Origin of the sequence: Pseudoalteromonas sp. T1lg122, from assembly GCF_002964825.1 — a bacterium.
In the GTDB taxonomy this organism is placed as follows: Bacteria; Pseudomonadota; Gammaproteobacteria; order Enterobacterales; family Alteromonadaceae; genus Pseudoalteromonas; species Pseudoalteromonas gelatinilytica.
Genome location: NZ_PQCG01000007.1, coordinates 656,075 through 673,528 on the forward strand (window position 1 = coordinate 656,075; position 17,454 = coordinate 673,528).

18 protein-coding genes are annotated in these 17,454 nt (G+C 40.5%); 10 read left to right on the forward strand and 8 right to left on the reverse strand.

Going from position 1 to position 17,454, the window contains the following annotated elements:
- Positions 1-78 precede the first annotated feature (78 nt).
- The 3 genes from C2M33_RS08420 to C2M33_RS08430 all read right to left on the reverse strand — a co-directional run bounded on the left by C2M33_RS08420 (position 79) and on the right by C2M33_RS08430 (position 5,161).
- Positions 79-1,455, reverse strand: coding sequence for a hypothetical protein (locus tag C2M33_RS08420; RefSeq protein WP_105174243.1), 1,377 nt, complete (start codon positions 1,453-1,455; stop codon positions 79-81).
- A 108-nt stretch (positions 1,456-1,563) separates the two neighbouring features.
- Positions 1,564-4,155 (reverse strand): TonB-dependent receptor plug domain-containing protein, encoded by a 2,592-nt coding sequence (locus C2M33_RS08425; protein WP_105174244.1) that lies wholly within the window; start codon positions 4,153-4,155, stop codon positions 1,564-1,566.
- 586 nt (positions 4,156-4,741) lie between these two features.
- Entirely contained in the window at positions 4,742-5,161 is a 420-nt protein-coding gene (locus C2M33_RS08430; RefSeq protein WP_105174245.1) for a hypothetical protein, read from the reverse strand.
- 345 nt (positions 5,162-5,506) lie between these two features.
- Between C2M33_RS08430 and ccoN the strand changes: the two genes are divergently transcribed.
- The 10 genes from ccoN (at position 5,507) to uspE (ending at position 14,432) form a co-directional block, all read left to right on the forward strand.
- The gene (ccoN, locus tag C2M33_RS08435; protein ID WP_063704817.1) at positions 5,507-6,940 is read left to right on the forward strand and encodes a cytochrome-c oxidase, cbb3-type subunit I; all 1,434 of its coding nucleotides are present in this window, start codon (positions 5,507-5,509) and stop codon (positions 6,938-6,940) included.
- Between the two features lie 12 nt (positions 6,941-6,952).
- A complete protein-coding gene (ccoO, locus tag C2M33_RS08440) occupies positions 6,953-7,627 on the forward strand; it encodes a cytochrome-c oxidase, cbb3-type subunit II (protein ID WP_105174246.1) in 675 nt (224 codons plus the stop codon).
- Positions 7,628-7,632: 5 nt separating this feature from the next.
- Positions 7,633-7,818 (forward strand): cbb3-type cytochrome oxidase subunit 3, encoded by a 186-nt coding sequence (locus C2M33_RS08445; protein ID WP_054561331.1) that lies wholly within the window; start codon positions 7,633-7,635, stop codon positions 7,816-7,818.
- A complete protein-coding gene (ccoP, locus tag C2M33_RS08450; RefSeq protein WP_105174247.1) occupies positions 7,815-8,780 on the forward strand; it encodes a cytochrome-c oxidase, cbb3-type subunit III in 966 nt (321 codons plus the stop codon). The genes C2M33_RS08445 and ccoP overlap by 4 nt, the downstream gene beginning before the upstream one ends.
- A gap of 148 nt (positions 8,781-8,928) precedes the next feature.
- A complete protein-coding gene (locus C2M33_RS08455) occupies positions 8,929-9,420 on the forward strand; it encodes a FixH family protein (protein WP_063704811.1) in 492 nt (163 codons plus the stop codon).
- 9 nt (positions 9,421-9,429) lie between these two features.
- Complete coding sequence (locus tag C2M33_RS08460) at positions 9,430-11,805, forward strand: heavy metal translocating P-type ATPase (RefSeq protein WP_105174248.1); 2,376 nt, start codon at positions 9,430-9,432, stop codon at positions 11,803-11,805.
- Positions 11,802-11,969: a cbb3-type cytochrome oxidase assembly protein CcoS gene (ccoS, locus tag C2M33_RS08465; protein WP_054553052.1), complete on the forward strand. Its 168-nt coding sequence runs from the start codon at positions 11,802-11,804 to the stop codon at positions 11,967-11,969. The genes C2M33_RS08460 and ccoS overlap by 4 nt, the downstream gene beginning before the upstream one ends.
- The gene (locus C2M33_RS08470) at positions 11,962-12,633 is read left to right on the forward strand and encodes a sulfite exporter TauE/SafE family protein (RefSeq protein ID WP_105174249.1); all 672 of its coding nucleotides are present in this window, start codon (positions 11,962-11,964) and stop codon (positions 12,631-12,633) included. The genes ccoS and C2M33_RS08470 overlap by 8 nt, the downstream gene beginning before the upstream one ends.
- 38 nt (positions 12,634-12,671) lie before the next feature.
- Positions 12,672-13,406: an FNR family transcription factor gene (locus C2M33_RS08475; RefSeq protein WP_063704804.1), complete on the forward strand. Its 735-nt coding sequence runs from the start codon at positions 12,672-12,674 to the stop codon at positions 13,404-13,406.
- Between the two features lie 102 nt (positions 13,407-13,508).
- Positions 13,509-14,432: a universal stress protein UspE gene (gene uspE, locus C2M33_RS08480; protein ID WP_105174250.1), complete on the forward strand. Its 924-nt coding sequence runs from the start codon at positions 13,509-13,511 to the stop codon at positions 14,430-14,432.
- Positions 14,433-14,495: 63 nt separating this feature from the next.
- Here the strand turns inward: uspE and ttcA are convergent, their stop codons facing one another.
- The 5 genes from ttcA to C2M33_RS08505 all read right to left on the reverse strand — a co-directional run bounded on the left by ttcA (position 14,496) and on the right by C2M33_RS08505 (position 17,444).
- Entirely contained in the window at positions 14,496-15,389 is an 894-nt protein-coding gene (ttcA, locus tag C2M33_RS08485) for a tRNA 2-thiocytidine(32) synthetase TtcA (protein ID WP_054553048.1), read from the reverse strand.
- Positions 15,390-15,638: 249 nt separating this feature from the next.
- Positions 15,639-16,052, reverse strand: a complete 414-nt coding sequence (locus C2M33_RS08490; protein ID WP_105174251.1) for a hypothetical protein — start codon at positions 16,050-16,052, stop codon at positions 15,639-15,641.
- Between the two features lie 21 nt (positions 16,053-16,073).
- Positions 16,074-16,589 (reverse strand): demethoxyubiquinone hydroxylase family protein, encoded by a 516-nt coding sequence (locus C2M33_RS08495; RefSeq protein ID WP_158685577.1) that lies wholly within the window; start codon positions 16,587-16,589, stop codon positions 16,074-16,076.
- 1 nt (position 16,590) lies between these two features.
- A complete protein-coding gene (locus C2M33_RS08500; RefSeq protein ID WP_105174253.1) occupies positions 16,591-17,013 on the reverse strand; it encodes a hypothetical protein in 423 nt (140 codons plus the stop codon).
- Positions 17,014-17,132: 119 nt separating this feature from the next.
- Positions 17,133-17,444 (reverse strand): hypothetical protein, encoded by a 312-nt coding sequence (locus C2M33_RS08505; RefSeq protein WP_063704797.1) that lies wholly within the window; start codon positions 17,442-17,444, stop codon positions 17,133-17,135.
- Positions 17,445-17,454: the final 10 nt, after the last annotated feature.

A 17,454-nucleotide genomic window follows, 5' to 3' on the forward strand; every position in this document is an offset into this window, starting at 1 on the left:
CCACCCTTTCATCTTTCATCTTTCATCTTTCATCTTTCATCTTTCATCTTTCATCTTTCATCTTTCATCTTTCATCTTTCATCTTTCATCTTTCAAAATGTCTGTTTGCGAGTAAATACGCTCAATATTGATGATCTTGCTGCGATTTAACGTAATCTTGTAACGCTGATACAAAGTCTCTTCTTCACTTTGCGTGAACACTAAAACCACATTTAACTGATAGCGCCTCTCAACAGCCTGCTTAGATATTTTGTTACTATCAAGATGATAAAGCTTACCTTCACCGCGTTTTAAATAACGAGCAAAGGGTGCCAAGCTAAATTGCATGGTTTGTTGCAAGGTGTCGTAGCCAGGTAAAAACTCTTTGGCGTTAACTTGTGTTTCGCTTGCAAAATGCAGCCACTGAGCAGCTTGTTTATTTTGATGACGACGCTTTGAAAAAATTCTTCTGACTGCTTTAGGAATACGTTTAAAGGTGGTGTATTCAAGCCAAATGTATTGGCTGGCTATTTTGTCTTTAGTTATGCTGTTTTTAAACTGAAAACGCCATTTTGGCCGCCCTCTAACGATAGCCCGCCAGATCACCCGTGTGATATCTTCTTTAAATATCTCACGAAGACCGTAAATAACGCCTAAGATCAAAATCAAGGTTGCTGTCACTTCGGTAAAGTTTGAACGTGCATTCAGCACGACAAGCATCACAAAGGCCATAATCACAGCCGTCACCGTGCCCTTCACCATGCGCTTTAAGTAACTGTTTAAATGCCGTGTAGTGCGATTGAGTACCACCCCATGCTCAATTAAACGTTGTAATAGGCGCATTTTATTGGTGATACGGTTGGCATCTTCGAGTGTAGATTGCGAGTTATACTCTTGCTCTTCTCGGTAACTGTTTTCTGCTTTACAAAACTCTAATAGCTCACTACGTTCTTTCGCAAAATCACTGCTGCGCGGCCCTTCATCTAATAACTTCAAAAAAGACTGCTCGACATGCCAGCTTAAGTAGTTATCCGCGTTTTTATAAAAAGGAAGAAGCTTTTCATCATCAGGTGTATAGCGTCTTAGTTTTTTCAGCAAGCCTTTTGTTTGCTCGCACAATTCGATAGCGGCAGGATAAAAATCATCGGCTTCTTGGTACTTTAAAGTGTCTTTGATATCTGCATTGAGCGCGAGTCGCACTTGATAACAATACAAGTTTAAGTTTTGTCGATAATCTTGTTGTTCACCTTTGTTTTTACTAACAAAACGGCTTCTAACTAAGGGTAAGTGAATGTTGTTAGCGTTATACGCAAGGTGCGATTTAAAATTGTTGTTAAAGAAAGATTCTTCGCTCAGTGTTTGTGGGTTAACACTCATTTCATTCGGAATGGAAAAATACAGGTCGAGTCGTTGCTCTGTGCGTGGTTTAAGCTCAGGCTCAATAATAAAAGATAAGTTTTCGTCTTGTTTAAGCAATATCACCTCGTTTTTAACTAATGCTCCCTTAGTTTACGCGTTGATAGGCTTTCAGACAATAAAAAAGGCCCAGTAAAAACTGGGCCTTAGTAATCATTTCAAACTAGATTAGAACTTGATGTTCATACCAGCGAAGAAACGACGACCTAGTACATCGTATGTGTACGGGTCAGTGTTTGAGTCATTGTTACCTGAGTAGTAAGGTGCTTGCTTATCGAATAAGTTGTTAACACCTGCAGAGAATGACACTGTGTCGTTCATGATGTATGAACCACTGATGTCGTGGTATACAACAGTACCAACGCTTGGTACTAAACACTCGCTGTCGTCAGCAAGACAAGAGTAGCTGTCTAAGCCGTCGATCATACGTGCTTGGTATTGTGCATCCCAGTTGTCGCCAGACGCGTTAAGAGTGAAGTTAGACTTAACTTTCGCGTAGCTACCGATACCTGAAGTTACAAGACCTGTGTAATCGATTGTGCTTGTGCCTGAATCAACGATGTACTCATCAAGAATAGTTACATCAAGACCTGTACGCCAGTTAAGACCTGCAGCTTCAAATGCATACTTGAAGTTTACGTCGTAACCTTTAGTAGATTCATTACCAATGTTTTGTAATTGGTTGTTGAAGCTAATACGGCCAGTACTTTGGTTGAAGTTGATTGCAGAAGACTGACATAGTGCAGTATCTTGGTTCTTGTATGCACCAGTAGAAGCATCAAGACAGTTTTCAACGATGTATTGGTTGTTTACGCTTGAAATTGAGTTTTCGATTTCGATTTCATAGTAGTCAACAGTCATTGAGAAACCGTCGAACCACTCAGGAGCGTATACGAAACCAGCTGTTACTGTATCAGCAAGCTCTGGCGTTAATTGGTCGTTACCACCAACAGTTACTTCAGCTTGGTCTTGTGCACCAGGGAAGCTAACTTGTTCGAATGAAGGTGATTTACCTTGGTAAAGCTCAGATACTGTAGGAGCACGGAATGCAGTTGAACGAACAGCACGTAGCATTAATTCGTCGTTTACACGCCAAGTTAGACCTAGTTTCCAAGTCTCGTCTGAACCAAATGTGCTGTAATCGAATGCACGAACAGCAGCGCTTAAATCAACCATTTGTGCAAATGGTGCGTCAGCTAGTAGTGGAACAGCAAATTCAACGTACGCTTCGTTAACGTCGAAACGACCACCAGTTGGTTCAACACGTGGGTCATTTGCAAGACCTTGTGAAGTTAGTGAATCTGGAACGTACCATGCTTTTTCTTCACGACGCTCGATACCCGCTGCGAAACCAACGTAACCTGCAGGAAGTTCCATTACTTCACCGTTAAGGCCAGCAGAGATCACTAGTAATTGGCTACCACCTGAGTTGTTTTCAGTGTAGTTGTATTGTGCAAGGTTGCTACCTGACCAATCAGATTGGTTTAGTGGGTTGAAGTCACCCGCTTCGATTGCGTCTTGGATTGAACCCATGTTAAGTAGGTTAGTTGCGCGGTCAACTGAGTCGTTACGACCGAATACTACTGAAGTATCCCAGCCCCAACCGTTGTCGAATGCACCGTCAAGACCAACTACTGCACGTACTGTGTCAACTACTTGCTCATAACCACGAGGACCTACGTCAGTCATACGACGACCGTAAGAGATTTCTTCACCATCAGCTACGCCGTGAGAAAGAAGTGAATCACCCATAGTTGCTGCATCGTAAGTGAAGTCAAACCATACTGGCTGTGGAGCCATTTGTTGAGTTGACCAACGCTTAGAGTAAGTGAATTCTGACACTAAACGAGTATCGTCAGTTAAATCAAAGTGACCAATACCTGTTAGGTTTAAACGACGCATTGGTGTGTAAAGGTAGCTAGTTGCTGAGTAGTTGTATGCATCACCAGCTGAAGTGAAGTCGTGCCACTCGCCGTCAGCTTGACCTTGTAAGCTTGCATTTTCAGCCCAAACGTGACCGAAAGGCGTGTAAGAAGAACCACCACAGTAGAAGCTACCGTTTTCGTAATCTTCTTCGATTGGACAATCAGAGAAATCACGGTCTGCTTGTGAAGCATCGCCACGGTCAGTGTATTGTAAACCAATAACAACGTTACCACGGTCAAAGCTTGAACCCATTGTGATATCGAAAGACGTTTCGTCTGCATCGCCTTCACCAGTGATAGCACCGTTAAGGTTCATGTCTAAACCTTCGAAGTCGTCTTTTAAGATGATGTTAACAACACCAGCTACCGCGTCAGTACCGTATACAGCAGATGCGCCGTCTTTTAGTACTTCAACTTGCTTGATCATTGATACTGGGATTGTGTTTAAGTCAACAGTTGATGCTGCGCCAGTACCAGAGTTGATCATACGACGACCGTTTACTAGTACTAGAGTACGTTGTGCACCTAAACCACGTAGGTCAACACGTGCGTTACCGCCTGAACCGTTGTTAACAGCAGGGTTAGTCATCGCACCGCTTGCTGCAGTCATTTTTTGTAGAACGCCATCGATGCTTGATGCACCCATTGCTTTGATGTCATCTGCGCCGATTAAAGTTACAGGACTAGACGTCTCCATATCGGTACGCTTAATGCGAGAACCTGTAACTTGAATTTTTTCAATAGACTCTGCTGCATCATCAGCAGCTAAAACTTGCATGCTTGAGAACATTGGGATTGCTGATACAACAGCTAAACCAAGAATTGATTTTTTCATGTGAAAACCCTACTTGTTGGAAATTTACCTTTAGTCAGGTAGCGCTCGTTATTATTAGAATCACGAGTCAGCGGAGGGCAACTTAGGCGCAGTTAACTGAACGAAAACTGAATGATAGATCAAATAAAAAACAGCAATAAATTACAGTTTCCATTTTAGGGAAAAAGGTTTCACCATGTATCAATGTTAACAGAAAAAAACACTAGAAAATCAGGCAAGTAATAAACTTAAGAACCAAAAAAAACACGATTGAAATCAATTGCACGCACTTTGTAATCAAGTGTAACTAACACCTAATTAGTGCTACAAATGAAATTTTTACAAGTTGATCACACAACGTTATAAAAACCGTAAAGGCTTAGTAAGACTGCTAACCATAGTTATTCACTAAAATTAACTAAATAGACAAAGTTAGCCTGTTTAACAGTGCATTAGAGGATGATTTTTAGGTTTTGTTCCGATTGTTTGTAATTTCACACAAACAAACGACCAATGAAGAGAATTTAAATAGAAAAAGATGACCGGGTCATGACATTGCTCACAGTGTTAATTAAGTTTGTAACACGGTGAGCAAGCAAAAATTGGCTTAGTGAGACTGCAGAGAATCGAAATAATAAAATAGTGTTTGCGGCTGATCGTCTGCATTAATATAAGTAACAGTCATTTTCCAAGTCATTACTGACTCAGAACACGCCCCTACCATAGTATCAGCAGCCCAAAGTTGACCTGATTTTTTAAACTGCAGTGGAATAAACCCCATGTACATAGTGACACCTTCGAGTTTTGCAGAAAGGTTATTTGCATTACTTGGCAGCTTTAGGTTAATTGTAAACGGCGTTTCTGGGCTTATATCAGAATTGCTTAGCCAGATTTCATCATTATTAGGGTAATGACAATGGCTGTTATTTTCGCAACTTGTACTTGTGCTGCCCTCTTCTATACTTTGGCTATCACATGCAGCTAAAAATACACTGAAAAGGAAAATGGGTAATAAACTAGTTCGCACTCTATTTGCCTGTATAAAATAAAAGCGGATACTAGTGAGCTACCCGCGAAAAGACAACCATGCTAAATGGAATAAGCTAATAAAAATACAATCTCTGACAAAAAATAACCAACAAAGCGTTAAAATTTGATTGATGTCATAATTTTATGCAATTGACCTATCTTTTTAAGGTCAAAAATTTTATCATTTCCATCGCAAAAATAAGGGTTTCTCGAGTTTGTTTTCTGAAGCTAACATCTTTAGCTAGCTTTAGGTAACACGCTTGTGAAGTAATAGTAGGCCCCACTTTTTATGAAAGTGGGTAATTCATTTCTAAAACGCATTAATTGCAGCGGAAGCCAGAAAATGAGCCAAACAGTAGCATCACAAACTGAGTACAATTATAAAGTTGTACGCCAATTCGCTATTATGACAGTGATTTGGGGCATCGTTGGCATGAGTGTTGGGGTTCTGATTGCTGCCCAATTAGCTTGGCCAGCTCTTAACTTTGATACACCATGGTTAACTTACTCTCGACTACGTCCGTTACACACGAACGCAGTAATTTTCGCATTTGGTACAAGTGCACTTTTTGCGACGTCTTATTACGTCGTTCAACGTACATGTCAAACGCGCCTTTTCTCAGATAAACTAGCAGCCTTCACCTTCTGGGGTTGGCAACTAGTTATCGTACTAGCAGCGATTACCTTACCTTTAGGTATCACAAGCTCAAAAGAATACGCAGAACTTGAATGGCCAATCGATATTCTTATCGCGATTGTTTGGGTTACATACGCAGTTGTATTCTTTGGTACGTTAATCAAGCGTAAAGTATCGCACATCTACGTTGCGAACTGGTTCTACGCTGGTTTCATCATTACTGTTGCCGTTTTACACATTGTAAACAGCATGGCAATTCCAGTTTCACTTACTAAATCATACTCTATCTACGCAGGTGCTGTAGATGCAATGGTTCAGTGGTGGTACGGTCACAACGCTGTTGGTTTCTTATTAACTGCTGGTTTCTTAGGTATGATGTACTACTTCGTACCAAAACAAGCAGGTCGCCCTGTTTATTCTTACCGTTTATCGGTAGTTCACTTCTGGGCACTTGTTTCTTTATACATCTGGGCAGGTCCTCACCACCTACACTACACTGCGCTTCCAGACTGGACGCAAAGCTTAGGTATGGTTATGTCAGTTATCTTATTCGTTCCATCTTGGGGTGGTATGATCAACGGTATCATGACGTTATCAGGTGCTTGGCATAAACTACGTACTGACCCAGTATTACGTTTCTTAGTTGTTTCTCTATCATTCTACGGTATGTCTACGTTCGAAGGCCCTATGATGGCTATCAAGTCAGTTAACGCGCTTTCTCACTACACTGACTGGACTGTAGGTCACGTACACTCAGGTGCACTAGGTTGGGTTGCAATGATTTCTATCGGTGCTATCTACCACCTTATCCCTGCACTATTCTCACAAGGCCGTATGTTCAGTGTTAAATTAGTTAACACGCACTTCTGGTTACACACTGTGGGTGTTGTTCTATACATCGTAGCAATGTGGATCTCAGGTGTAATGCAAGGTCTAATGTGGCGTGCAGTAAACTCTGACGGTACGTTAATGTACAGCTTTGTACAATCGTTAGAAGCTTCTCACCCATTCTATATCATGCGTTTCCTAGGCGGTGTATTCATCGTAACTGGTATGCTAATTATGGCTTACAACGTTTATCGTACAGTGACAGCGAAAAAAGACTCGCTTCAACTAGACGCTGACGCACAATTGGCATAATGGAGTAGGACGATGAGCAATAATAATTCACAAAACAAACACGAAATAGTCGAAAAGAACGTTGGCCTTATGGCTATCTTGACTGTTTTTGCTATCAGCTTTGGTGCACTTGTTGAGATTACTCCACTAATGTTCCAAGACGATACGACTAAACCTGTTGACGGCTTACGCCCTCTTACAGCGTTAGAAATGGAAGGCCGCGATATCTATGTGCGTGAAGGTTGTTACAACTGTCACTCTCAAATGATTCGTCCTTTCCGTGATGAGGTTGAGCGTTACGGTCACTACTCTGTAGCTGGTGAAACAGTATGGGATCACCCATTCCAATGGGGTTCAAAACGTACTGGTCCTGACCTAGCTCGTGTTGGTGAGCGTTACTCAGACGATTGGCACCATGCTCACTTAATGGACCCACGTGCTGTGGTTCCTGAGTCAAACATGCCAGCGTTTCCTTGGTTAGACGAAAACAGAGTCGATACGACCCATACACTTAAAAAGCTTCAAGTATTCCGTGATAGCTTCGGAATCGACAAAGCAAGCGACCGTTACGACGGTAAAGGTTACGGAAGTGACGAAGAGCTACAAGCTGACATTGCGAAAATCGAAGCCATGAACGATGGTAAAGGCGCAACTGAAATGCAAGCTCTAATCGCTTACTTACAACAGCTTGGCACACACTTGAAGTAATTATTATGGATTACGGAACATACAGAGGCATTTTGACTCTGGTAATTTTAGTACTGTTTATTGTGATTGTTGTATGGGCATACAGCAAGCGTAGCAAAAGCCGATTTGATAACGCTGCTAATGCCATTTTTGAAGATGAAAAAAAACACAACAACACAATCTCTAACGAGGAAAAGGAGTCTGAGAAATGACTAGCTTTTGGAGTATTTGGGTTATCGTATTAACCCTTGCGTGTCTTGCTATCATCTTCGGCCTACTTCTGTGGAACTTAAAAAACTACACAGGTGTGAAAGAAGGCGAGAGCTGTGGTCACGAGTTTGACGGCATTGAAGAACTAAACAATCCACTTCCAAAGTGGTGGACATACATGTTCTTCGCAACATTCATTTGGTCTGTCTATTACCTTGCAGCTTACCCAGGTTTAGGTAACTGGGAAGGTTTAGGTAAATGGACAAGTTCTAACCAAGGTATTACTTCTTTAGCTGAGTCTAAAGAAGCAACTGAACAAGCATTAGCTAACGGTGAGAACGTTCAATTAGACCAAGAGTATATCGCTGCTGATGAGCGTTTTGGCCCAATCTTTGAATCATTTGCTAAGCAAGATATTGAATCACTAGTAAAAGATGAAAAAGCGCTTGAAATTGGTCAACGTTTATTCTCTCAAAACTGTGCACAGTGTCATGGTTCAGATGCACGTGGTGGTCAAGGCTTCCCTAACCTAACTGATAAAGATTGGTTATACGGCGGTACGCCAGACAAGATCAAAGAAACGCTTCTTTACGGTCGTGTTGCTGCGATGCCACCTTGGGGTGCTGCACTTGGCGAGCAAGGTGTTAAAGAAATGACAGCTCACGTACTTAGCCTTTCTGGCCGTACAGTTAACCAAAAAGACGCTGCTGCAGGTGCTGCTAAGTTTGCAATGTGTGCTGCGTGTCACGGTGCTGACGGTAAAGGTTCTGTTGCACATAACTTACCATTTGGTGCGCCTAACCTAACAGATAACATCTGGTTATACGGTGGTTCTAAACGTGCAGTTGAAGAAACACTTATGAATGGCCGCGCCGGTGTAATGCCAGCATGGAAAGACATTCTTGGTGAAGATAAAGTTCACCTATTAACAGCTTACGTTTACAGCTTATCGCAAGATAAATAACCACGCGGTTAATAAAATGTATAAACAATTAATCTTTTAATTCAATAGATTAATTAAGATCAAAAAAGCCTCCATCTGGAGGCTTTTTTTTAGTCTTTTGCTTTTAGATCCGATAAAATGCGTACAACGTTTTTAAAGGTATAAGTCTATGAAACCCACTCCTTGGTATAAAAACTTTTGGCCATGGTTTTTAATCTCTTTTCCACTTGCAGCTATCATCGGCTGTGCTGGTCTTATTTATATGGCAATTGGCAACGGCCCAGATATGGTTGTTGACGATTATTATAAAAAAGGCAAAGCAATCAACCTTGAACTCAGTAAATTTAATAAAGCTAAAGCGCTTTATTTACATGGCGATTTAGATATTACTAACGATAAAGTCACGTTCACTTTTACGAAAGGTGATGCTAGTAATGTTCATTCTTTAAAAATGTCATTTTATCATCGCACCATTAAAGCCAATGACTTTGATGTGAGCTTAATGAAAAACGCCCATGGTGATTTCACTGCCCTACTCGACACCCACGTTGATGGTGCATACACAGTGTTTATTGAACCAATCGATAACAGTTGGAAACTTAAAGAAGATGTAATTCTGCCAACTGAAAAAACGATTTCGATTAGCCCTGAATATAAGTAGTAAACTCTAATGTCCGATAATTGCTTTCATTGTCTTGAAAGTGTGCCAAAAGGCTTTAATGCGACTGTCGAAATAGACGGTAAGGCACAACCTATGTGTTGTATTGGTTGCCAAACGGTTGCTGAGAATATCGTCGCCCAAGGCATGACCGATTACTATAAATTTAGAACTGTACGCTCTGGAAAGGTTGAACAACTAGTTCCAGAGCAGCTTGAATTGATTAAAAGTTACGATAACGAAGATATTCAAGATGAGTTTATTTCTGCCACAAATGACTTATCAGAAGTACTTCTTACCGTCGAAGGTATCACCTGTGCTGCCTGCGCTTGGTTAATCGAGAAACAATTACTTAATTTAAAAGCAATTAAGCGCGTGGATGTAAATACATCAACTAATCGTGCCATGATCCAGTGGGATAAATCGGTCACACCGCTTAGCCAAATTATCACCTCATTACACGAAATCGGCTATAAAGCGTACCCATTTCAAGCAGATCTTGAAGCGAGTCAAAAACAACAAGCCGCAAAAGCGTACATCCGCCGTTTAGGGGTTGCGGGTCTGATGACCATGCAAGTTATGATGTTCGCCTTTGCCATGTATTTTGGCATGTTTTCGGGCATGGAAGAGAACTTCGAGCAGTATTTTCGCTGGATAAGCTTGGTCCTTGCGTCACCGGTAATTCTTTACAGTGCCCTGCCATTCTTAACCAATGCCATTAATGGTTTAAAAGCCAAACAGCTGAATATGGACTTACCTGTTTCATTAGCGATCTTTGGTGCCTATGGAGCTAGCTGTTATGCCACGTTAATGTCGGTTGGCGAAGTATATTTTGAATCTATCTGTATGTTTACCTTCTTATTACTATTGGGTAAATATTTAGAATTTAGAGCTCGTTTAAAAGCCAGTGAGTTTACCGCTAACTTGCAAAAGTTATTGCCTCTTACTGCTCGTATTATCGATGAGAATAATCAAGAATCAATTATTGCGGCTAAAAAACTAAAACTGGGTGATGTTGTGTTGATCAAAGCAGGTGAAACCATTCCTGCTGATGGTGTTGTTACAAAAGGCAAAACCACGGTTGATGAAGCCATGATGACAGGTGAGCATCAACCCGTTAATAAGTTTATCAGCCATCAAGTTTACGCAGGCACTATTAACCATGATGGTGTGATCAGTATAGAGATCAACAAAATAGGTCAAAATACGCTGCTTAATCAAATTATTAAGTTACAACACACCGCGTTAACTAAGCGTCCGCGATTAGTCGAAATCACGGATAAAGTCGCGCAGTGGTTTGTTGCTTGTTTATTACTGTTCGCCTCAATTACAGCAATTGGTTGGTATCAAATAGACCCCGAACATGCCTTTTGGGTCACTATTTCGGTGCTTGTTGCAACCTGTCCTTGTGCACTGAGCTTAGCGATCCCTACTGCCCTTACCTGTGCAGTAGCGAGCTTAACAAAGCGTGGAATTTTAATTAAGCAAGCCCACGTATTAGAAACGCTACCGCAACTAACCGATATTGCCTTTGATAAAACAGGCACCCTGACCCAAGGTCGTTTCACTATAGAGCGTGTTGAACTAGTAAATAGCCAGTACAGTGAAGCAGATGCATTACGACTAGCAGCACAACTTGAAAGCTTCTCTGAGCACCCTATTGCTAATGCATTTGCAACTTACAATGACTCAGTTAATCCGATTGAGAATGTCACAATCGAACCAGGTAAAGGCATCACCGCAGAACTCAACGAACAACATATCGCGATAGGTAAAAGCGGTTGGTTCGATACCGAAAAAGCAGATGCTCAAGCAACCTTGTATATCGATAAACAAATTGTGGCGCGCTTTTACTTAGCTGATAGCCTTCGCGGTAATGCAGATAAATTGATCGCTGAATTACATTCGCAACAGATAAAATGCCATATGTTAACGGGTGATGCGTCGAACAGTGGTGAGCGAATTGCAAAACAATTAAATTTAGATACCGTGCATGCAGCATGTAGCCCACGTGACAAACAAACCCATGTCGAAGCACTTGCCAGTAAAGGTGCCATTGTTGCTATGGTGGGTGATGGCGTGAATGACAGCCCTGTATTTGCCAGTGCGCATTTATCGATTGCGATGGAAACCGGCGCTGATATTTCCAAAAACAGTGCCGATGTGGTATTACTCAATAGTGATCTAACCGCCATAGAGCATTTGCTCACAGTGTCGAAAAAGACGCGCCGTATTGTTAAGCAAAACTTGGCATTATCACTTATTTACAATGGTTCGATTTTACCATTGGCAGCCCTTGGCCTTGTTGCTCCTTGGATGGCTGTAATTGGTATGTCTGCAAGCTCCATTTTGGTTATTACCAACTCATTAAGGTTATTAAAACTATGAGTATCATCTACATGCTTATCCCGATCGCCATTTTATTTGTGCTAATTGCCATTGGGGTATTCTTTTGGGCTGTAAAAAGCGAACAATTTTCTGATTTAAACAAACAGGGCCACAGTATCCTGTTCGAAGACGATAAAGAGCAGCACAACAAAAGTAATGATTGATCCGCTGTTTATTAGTGCATTTGTAATGGGGTTGTTAGGCAGTGGTCATTGCCTAGCGATGTGTGGTGGCATTGCCAGTAGTTTACAGCTTGCCGCTAATAAAAACCGTGCTGTCAGTTTTTCTGTTGCTTATAACCTTGGCCGTGCGCTTAGTTACATGCTTGCTGGCGCGCTAGTCGCTGGAATTAGCAGCCGTTTTGCAGCGCAAAATACTACGATTTCAATAGCCTTGTCGTTTTTAAGTGGTATTTTTATGCTCCTTGTTGGGGTTTATATTATGCGCTTAGCAGCAACCCTACAGTGGCTAGAAAAGCTTGGTAAAACCTTAATATGGCAGCATCTAGCGAAGCTCAATCGTTATTTGTTACCGGTTGATACAACCCCAAAAGCCCTGCTGTATGGCGCTTTATGGGGCTGGTTGCCCTGTGGTTTAGTTTATTCAGCGCTAACCTGGGCACTCACTAGCCCATCAGCCTTACATGGTGCAGGTGTTATGTTATTTTTCGCGTTAGGAACCTTTCCTGCGATGATAAGCGTAGGTCTAGTCAGCCAGAAAATAAACACTATTTTCAACCATGTTTGGACTAGGGTTATTCTAGGCAGCGTAATAATATGGTACGGTATATACTTATTAATTATAGCAACCGATAAGCTAGTTCATTAATCTTACGTGTTGTTAACTTATTTGAATGGATTTGATGTATGGACTTCTCACAAAACAAGTCAAAAGGCTTATGCACAATTAGCTGTAATAATTGCAGTATCAGCCAGCTATGTTTGCCATTTTCATTAAACGGTCAAGAAATGGATCGTCTCGATGAAATCATCGAACGTAAGAAACCACTGCATAAAGGTGATTATTTATTTGAGTCTGGCGAAAGCTTAAATGCTATTTATGCGGTACGCTCTGGTTCGTTTAAGTCTTATACTTTATCAGAACAAGGTGATGAACAAATAACTGGTTTTCATCTAGCGGGTGATTTAGTTGGTTTCGATGCTATTAACAAAATGGCTCATCAAAGTTTCTCACAAGCCCTTGAAACTTCAATGGTATGTGAAATTCCATTCGACACATTAGACGAATTAGCAGGTAAATTACCTAAGCTACGCCAACAAATTATGCGTTTAATGAGTAATGAAATTAACTATGACCAAGAAATGTTATTGTTACTCAATAAAAAGTCAGCTGAAGAGCGTCTAGCTAGTTTTATTTATAATCTTGCAGAGCGTTTTGGTGAACGTGGTTTTTCGCGTAAAGAATTCCGTTTAACCATGACACGTGGTGAAATAGGTAACTATTTAGGTCTGACAGTTGAAACAATTAGCCGCCTTTTAAGCCGCTTCCAAAAAGCAGGTTTAATCAAGGTAGAAGGTAAATTTATCACCATTTTGGACCAACAAGCGCTTGCTGCGACAGCGGCGATTAAATGTAAATAGAGTTTGATTTAACGCAACTTTCTATTGTTTGCCCCTTTAACTGTTCTAAATTTAGGTTACACTCAAAGTACTACTTTTTGCGGAACAGTTAAGGAGCAGCACATGGACGCAATTAAACGAATTTTAGCAGTTATAGACCCAACCAAAGAGCAGCAACATAGTTTAAGTCGCTCAATTGATCTAGCCAAAAAATCTGGCGCGACCATCACCGCTTTCCTCAGTATCTACGACTTCTCTTATGAAATGACCACAATGCTTTCTGCTGATGAGCGTGAAGCAATGCGAGAAGCCGTTATAAAAGACCGCCAAGAATGGTTAAATGAGCAAATTGCACTTTACCCAGAGCTTACCATTGATAGCTGCGTGGTTTGGCATAATCGCCCTTACGAAGCCATTATCAATACCGTGATCAACGATGGTTTTGACCTAGTTGTCAAAGGCACTCATCAACACGATACGCTTAAATCAGTTATTTTCACCCCTACTGACTGGCACCTCATTCGCAAGTGCCCTGCTCCAGTTTTACTTGTTAAAGAGAAAGAGTGGCCGGCAAAAGGGAATATTTTAGCTGCAGTAAACGCAGTGAGTGAGAATGAACAACACCTTGAACTTAACAAGCGTATTATTAATGACGCTCGCTTCATTTGTGACTTGGCCAACGCAACGCTTAACCTTGTGAATGCTTACCCAGCAACACCTGTTAATATCGCGATTGAAATCCCTGAATTTAACCCAGGTGTTTATAACGAATCAGTTAAGAAGCATCACTATGAATCAACGCTCTCGTTAGCTGAAGGCTTTGCTATTGACCAAGCTCATTGCCATATTGAAGAAGGCTTACCAGAAGATGTTATTCCTGATGTTGCAGCGCGCTTAAACAGCGAATTAGTTGTAATTGGTACAGTTGGCCGTACTGGCTTAAGTGCTGCGCTTGTCGGTAACACTGCAGAGCACGTCATTGATAGCCTTGACTGCGATGTGTTAGCGTTAAAACCAGATGGCTATGTAAGCCCACTTGCTAAGTAACCTATTGAATAGAGATTAAAAAGCCCCAGTTTGGGGCTTTTTTTATATACAGTTTGGGGGTTTTTATATATTTGTTACATCAATAAATAATGATTCATCAATGTTTGTAGAAGAGACCACCGCCTCGCTAAAATCATAGCTTTCACGATTGCCTTCTCTATCAAGTGGTAAGTTTTCAAAATCAAATAAGTTTCTGTCTGCAAGCTGGCTTGGGCTGACATTCTGTAAAGACTTAAAGATACTTTCAACACGACCAGGGGTTTTCTTATCCCACTCTGTCAGCATAGCTTTGATTGATTGACGCTGCAGGTTTTCTTGTGAACCACATAAATTACAAGGAATGATTGGGAAATCTTTGTGTTCGGCGTATTTAATTAAATCTTTTTCACGGCAATAAGACAACGGACGAATGACCACGTTACGTTCATCATCAGAGCGTAATTTCGGTGGCATCGCTTTTAGTCGTGAACCATGGAACATATTTAAGAACATTGTCTCAACGATATCATCCATGTGATGACCAAGTGCTAGTTTTGTAGCACCAATTTTTTCTGCAAATGAATAAAGTGTGCCGCGACGAAGTCGTGAACACAGACCACAGGTAGTTTTGCCCTCTGGTACTTTTTCTTTTACAACTGAGTAAGTATCTTTATCAACGATGTAATACGGGATATTTAGCGTTTCAAAGTAATCAGGCAAGATATGCTCTGGAAAACCTGGCTGCTTCTGATCAAGGTTTACCGCAATCACTTCAAATTTAATTGGCGCTGCTTTTTGTAAATTAAGCAAAATATCTAGCATTGCAAAAGAATCTTTACCACCACTGATACATGCCATAACAACATCACCGTCTTCGATCATGTTGTAATCAGTAATCGCGGTACCAACATGCCTTCTTAGACGCTTTTGAAGTTTATTAAATTCAAGAGTTTCTTTTCTAGTATCAGTTTGATTCATTTGCTCTGCTCATACAGGCTTTACTAAGCCATGTTTCATAGTAAAAAGTTCGGCGTGGATTATACGGACTTTTTGAGCGAGTTGAAATGATTAGCGTGGGATAATTAAAGCGCTTCACTGAAGAAGATAGCACGTAAAGCAAAGCGCTTTGGGAATAAAGGTATCGATTCAGGATATATATTTATAACAGGCTAAACGATATTTTCTGGATATACTTCATAATTTGTAGAAAACAACATTTAGTCCAAATTAATCTAAAACGTTTGAAGCTGCTACTTCCGCCTCGATTATGGCTCTATGCGCTTTTAAACCAATATTTGTTGAATAAAAATCTGCTGCTATTTTAAGCTCTTGTGGTGATAATAAACTAAGAATTTTAAGCTTAAAAGCCATCTTGGCGGCACTCATGTCTGATGGCTCTGCCAATACAGCAGTCCCCATCGCATTTATCAAAAATTGCTTTTGACTTTCCGGTAAATCTTTTAGTGTATCTGCTAATATTTGCTTTGTATCGACCTCTACATTACCACCAAGGCCATTGAAAATTTCATCCATTTTCAATGCATTATAGAATCGCTCAAACTCTAGTTCCGCATTTGGCTCAGACTGAGCCGAACACACCATAAATGGCAAAGAAAACAAAATCAGCAAACAAAATCTCATTTATTTATCCTTTTTTTAGTTTTACAACTTAGTAGAGAGCCAAATAGCAAATTTGGTAGAGTGCTTAACGACTAATCTGATTGGTGAATAGTAAAGTGAACTTGAACCGTTTACTTTACCTAAGTTCTGGTGTTCTCTTTCATCTTTTTGAATACTTAATACCGCTTGATATGCACTTTTATTATTTTTCTCTAAATAGCTTAATTGCCATTCTAGATGATGAAGAACAGTTGATTCAACGGCTTCTGTACATACCCAAATTGCTTTGCGACCAAATAAAGCGGTAATCAAACCTAGACAATAACCACCCAAAGACCAAAACCAGATTGCGTAGCAATGTCTTACTTTATGTTCTTTTAGCCAACAATCAAAAGTTTCAAAATGCTCGATTTCATGACTTAGCATTTCTTTCAGCTGTACAGTGATATCTCGATATAAAAACTTAGCGACAAGTAACTGCGCGTTATAAATGCTTATCGCCCCGAATTCACCAGCATGATCAACACGTACAATTCTTGCGACTTCTTTCGAGATCACCTTAATTGCTCACTGTGCATTTATAACGGGAAGCTGTACAAGATAGGTCAGGCCAATCATCTCTGCCCCAGCAGTATTTATCATTTCTAAGTGGCTTAAGATGCCAAACAACTGGGTTGCCTTTTTTATCTAAGCGAGTTTCATTTTCAAGTTGCACTCGAATTAAATTTCTCTCTGTCGAAAGAATAGTATAAACAAAGGTTTTTCTTGCTTCAGTCTCAGAAATAAACCCTTGTTCGTCATAAGAAATTTCTAATGTTTTGTTATTAAAGGTTATAGTATGAAAATTAGCTTCACAAACTGGGCTATTTGTAGACTGCCATGAGCCTTGTAACTTAGTTTGCATTTCTTGGTTGATAGGTGAATAACTGCTACAAGCTGAACATAGCAGTAAAATAACAAAAAATGCCGGTATGATTCTCATAAATATGCTTTTAAGTCCCTGAAAAGTTTACGTTTAGCATAACGAGAATCGGAAAAATGTCCAGCAATAAGCTTAATACAAAAATAAAGGGCACATTAGCCTTGTGCCCTTTATTAACTTTAAGCGTTTTTAGTATCAGCCTTATTCTTTGCCATTCGTTTAGCACGTTTTATTGCCGATTTTTTCGATGCATTTTTCTGCGCGATTTTTAACACTTTAGCCTCTTTCAACTGCTTTTTAGCAGCTTTCAATCGCTTTTTTGCATTATCAGCGAGACTCTCTGCTTCATTGGCACACTTTACAGCTGCTTGTGCTTTAAGTGCTGCATCTTTTGCAAGTTCAGTGGTTCTAGCCACTTCTTTTTTGCTTTTTTCGATAATTTTTTCGAGCTTAGCAAGGCGCTTCTCAAATACTGACTCTGAATTTTGCATTGTACTCTCC

Excerpts from the sequence above, each read along its gene's own strand:
- ccoP (WP_105174247.1), top strand. The coding sequence starts at position 7,815 with ATGACTAGCTTTTGGAGTATTTGGGTTATCGTATTAACCCTTGCGTGT.
- C2M33_RS08505 (WP_063704797.1), bottom strand. The coding sequence starts at position 17,444 with ATGCAAAATTCAGAGTCAGTATTTGAGAAGCGCCTTGCTAAGCTCGAA.
- ccoN (WP_063704817.1), top strand. The coding sequence starts at position 5,507 with ATGAGCCAAACAGTAGCATCACAAACTGAGTACAATTATAAAGTTGTA.
- C2M33_RS08425 (WP_105174244.1), bottom strand. The coding sequence starts at position 4,155 with ATGAAAAAATCAATTCTTGGTTTAGCTGTTGTATCAGCAATCCCAATG.
- C2M33_RS08470 (WP_105174249.1), top strand. The coding sequence starts at position 11,962 with ATGATTGATCCGCTGTTTATTAGTGCATTTGTAATGGGGTTGTTAGGC.
- C2M33_RS08455 (WP_063704811.1), top strand. The coding sequence starts at position 8,929 with ATGAAACCCACTCCTTGGTATAAAAACTTTTGGCCATGGTTTTTAATC.
- ttcA (WP_054553048.1), bottom strand. The coding sequence starts at position 15,389 with ATGAATCAAACTGATACTAGAAAAGAAACTCTTGAATTTAATAAACTT.
- uspE (WP_105174250.1), top strand. The coding sequence starts at position 13,509 with ATGGACGCAATTAAACGAATTTTAGCAGTTATAGACCCAACCAAAGAG.
- C2M33_RS08490 (WP_105174251.1), bottom strand. The coding sequence starts at position 16,052 with ATGAGATTTTGTTTGCTGATTTTGTTTTCTTTGCCATTTATGGTGTGT.
- C2M33_RS08460 (WP_105174248.1), top strand. The coding sequence starts at position 9,430 with ATGTCCGATAATTGCTTTCATTGTCTTGAAAGTGTGCCAAAAGGCTTT.
- ccoO (WP_105174246.1), top strand. The coding sequence starts at position 6,953 with ATGAGCAATAATAATTCACAAAACAAACACGAAATAGTCGAAAAGAAC.
- C2M33_RS08500 (WP_105174253.1), bottom strand. The coding sequence starts at position 17,013 with ATGAGAATCATACCGGCATTTTTTGTTATTTTACTGCTATGTTCAGCT.
- C2M33_RS08445 (WP_054561331.1), top strand. The coding sequence starts at position 7,633 with ATGGATTACGGAACATACAGAGGCATTTTGACTCTGGTAATTTTAGTA.
- ccoS (WP_054553052.1), top strand. The coding sequence starts at position 11,802 with ATGAGTATCATCTACATGCTTATCCCGATCGCCATTTTATTTGTGCTA.
- C2M33_RS08475 (WP_063704804.1), top strand. The coding sequence starts at position 12,672 with ATGGACTTCTCACAAAACAAGTCAAAAGGCTTATGCACAATTAGCTGT.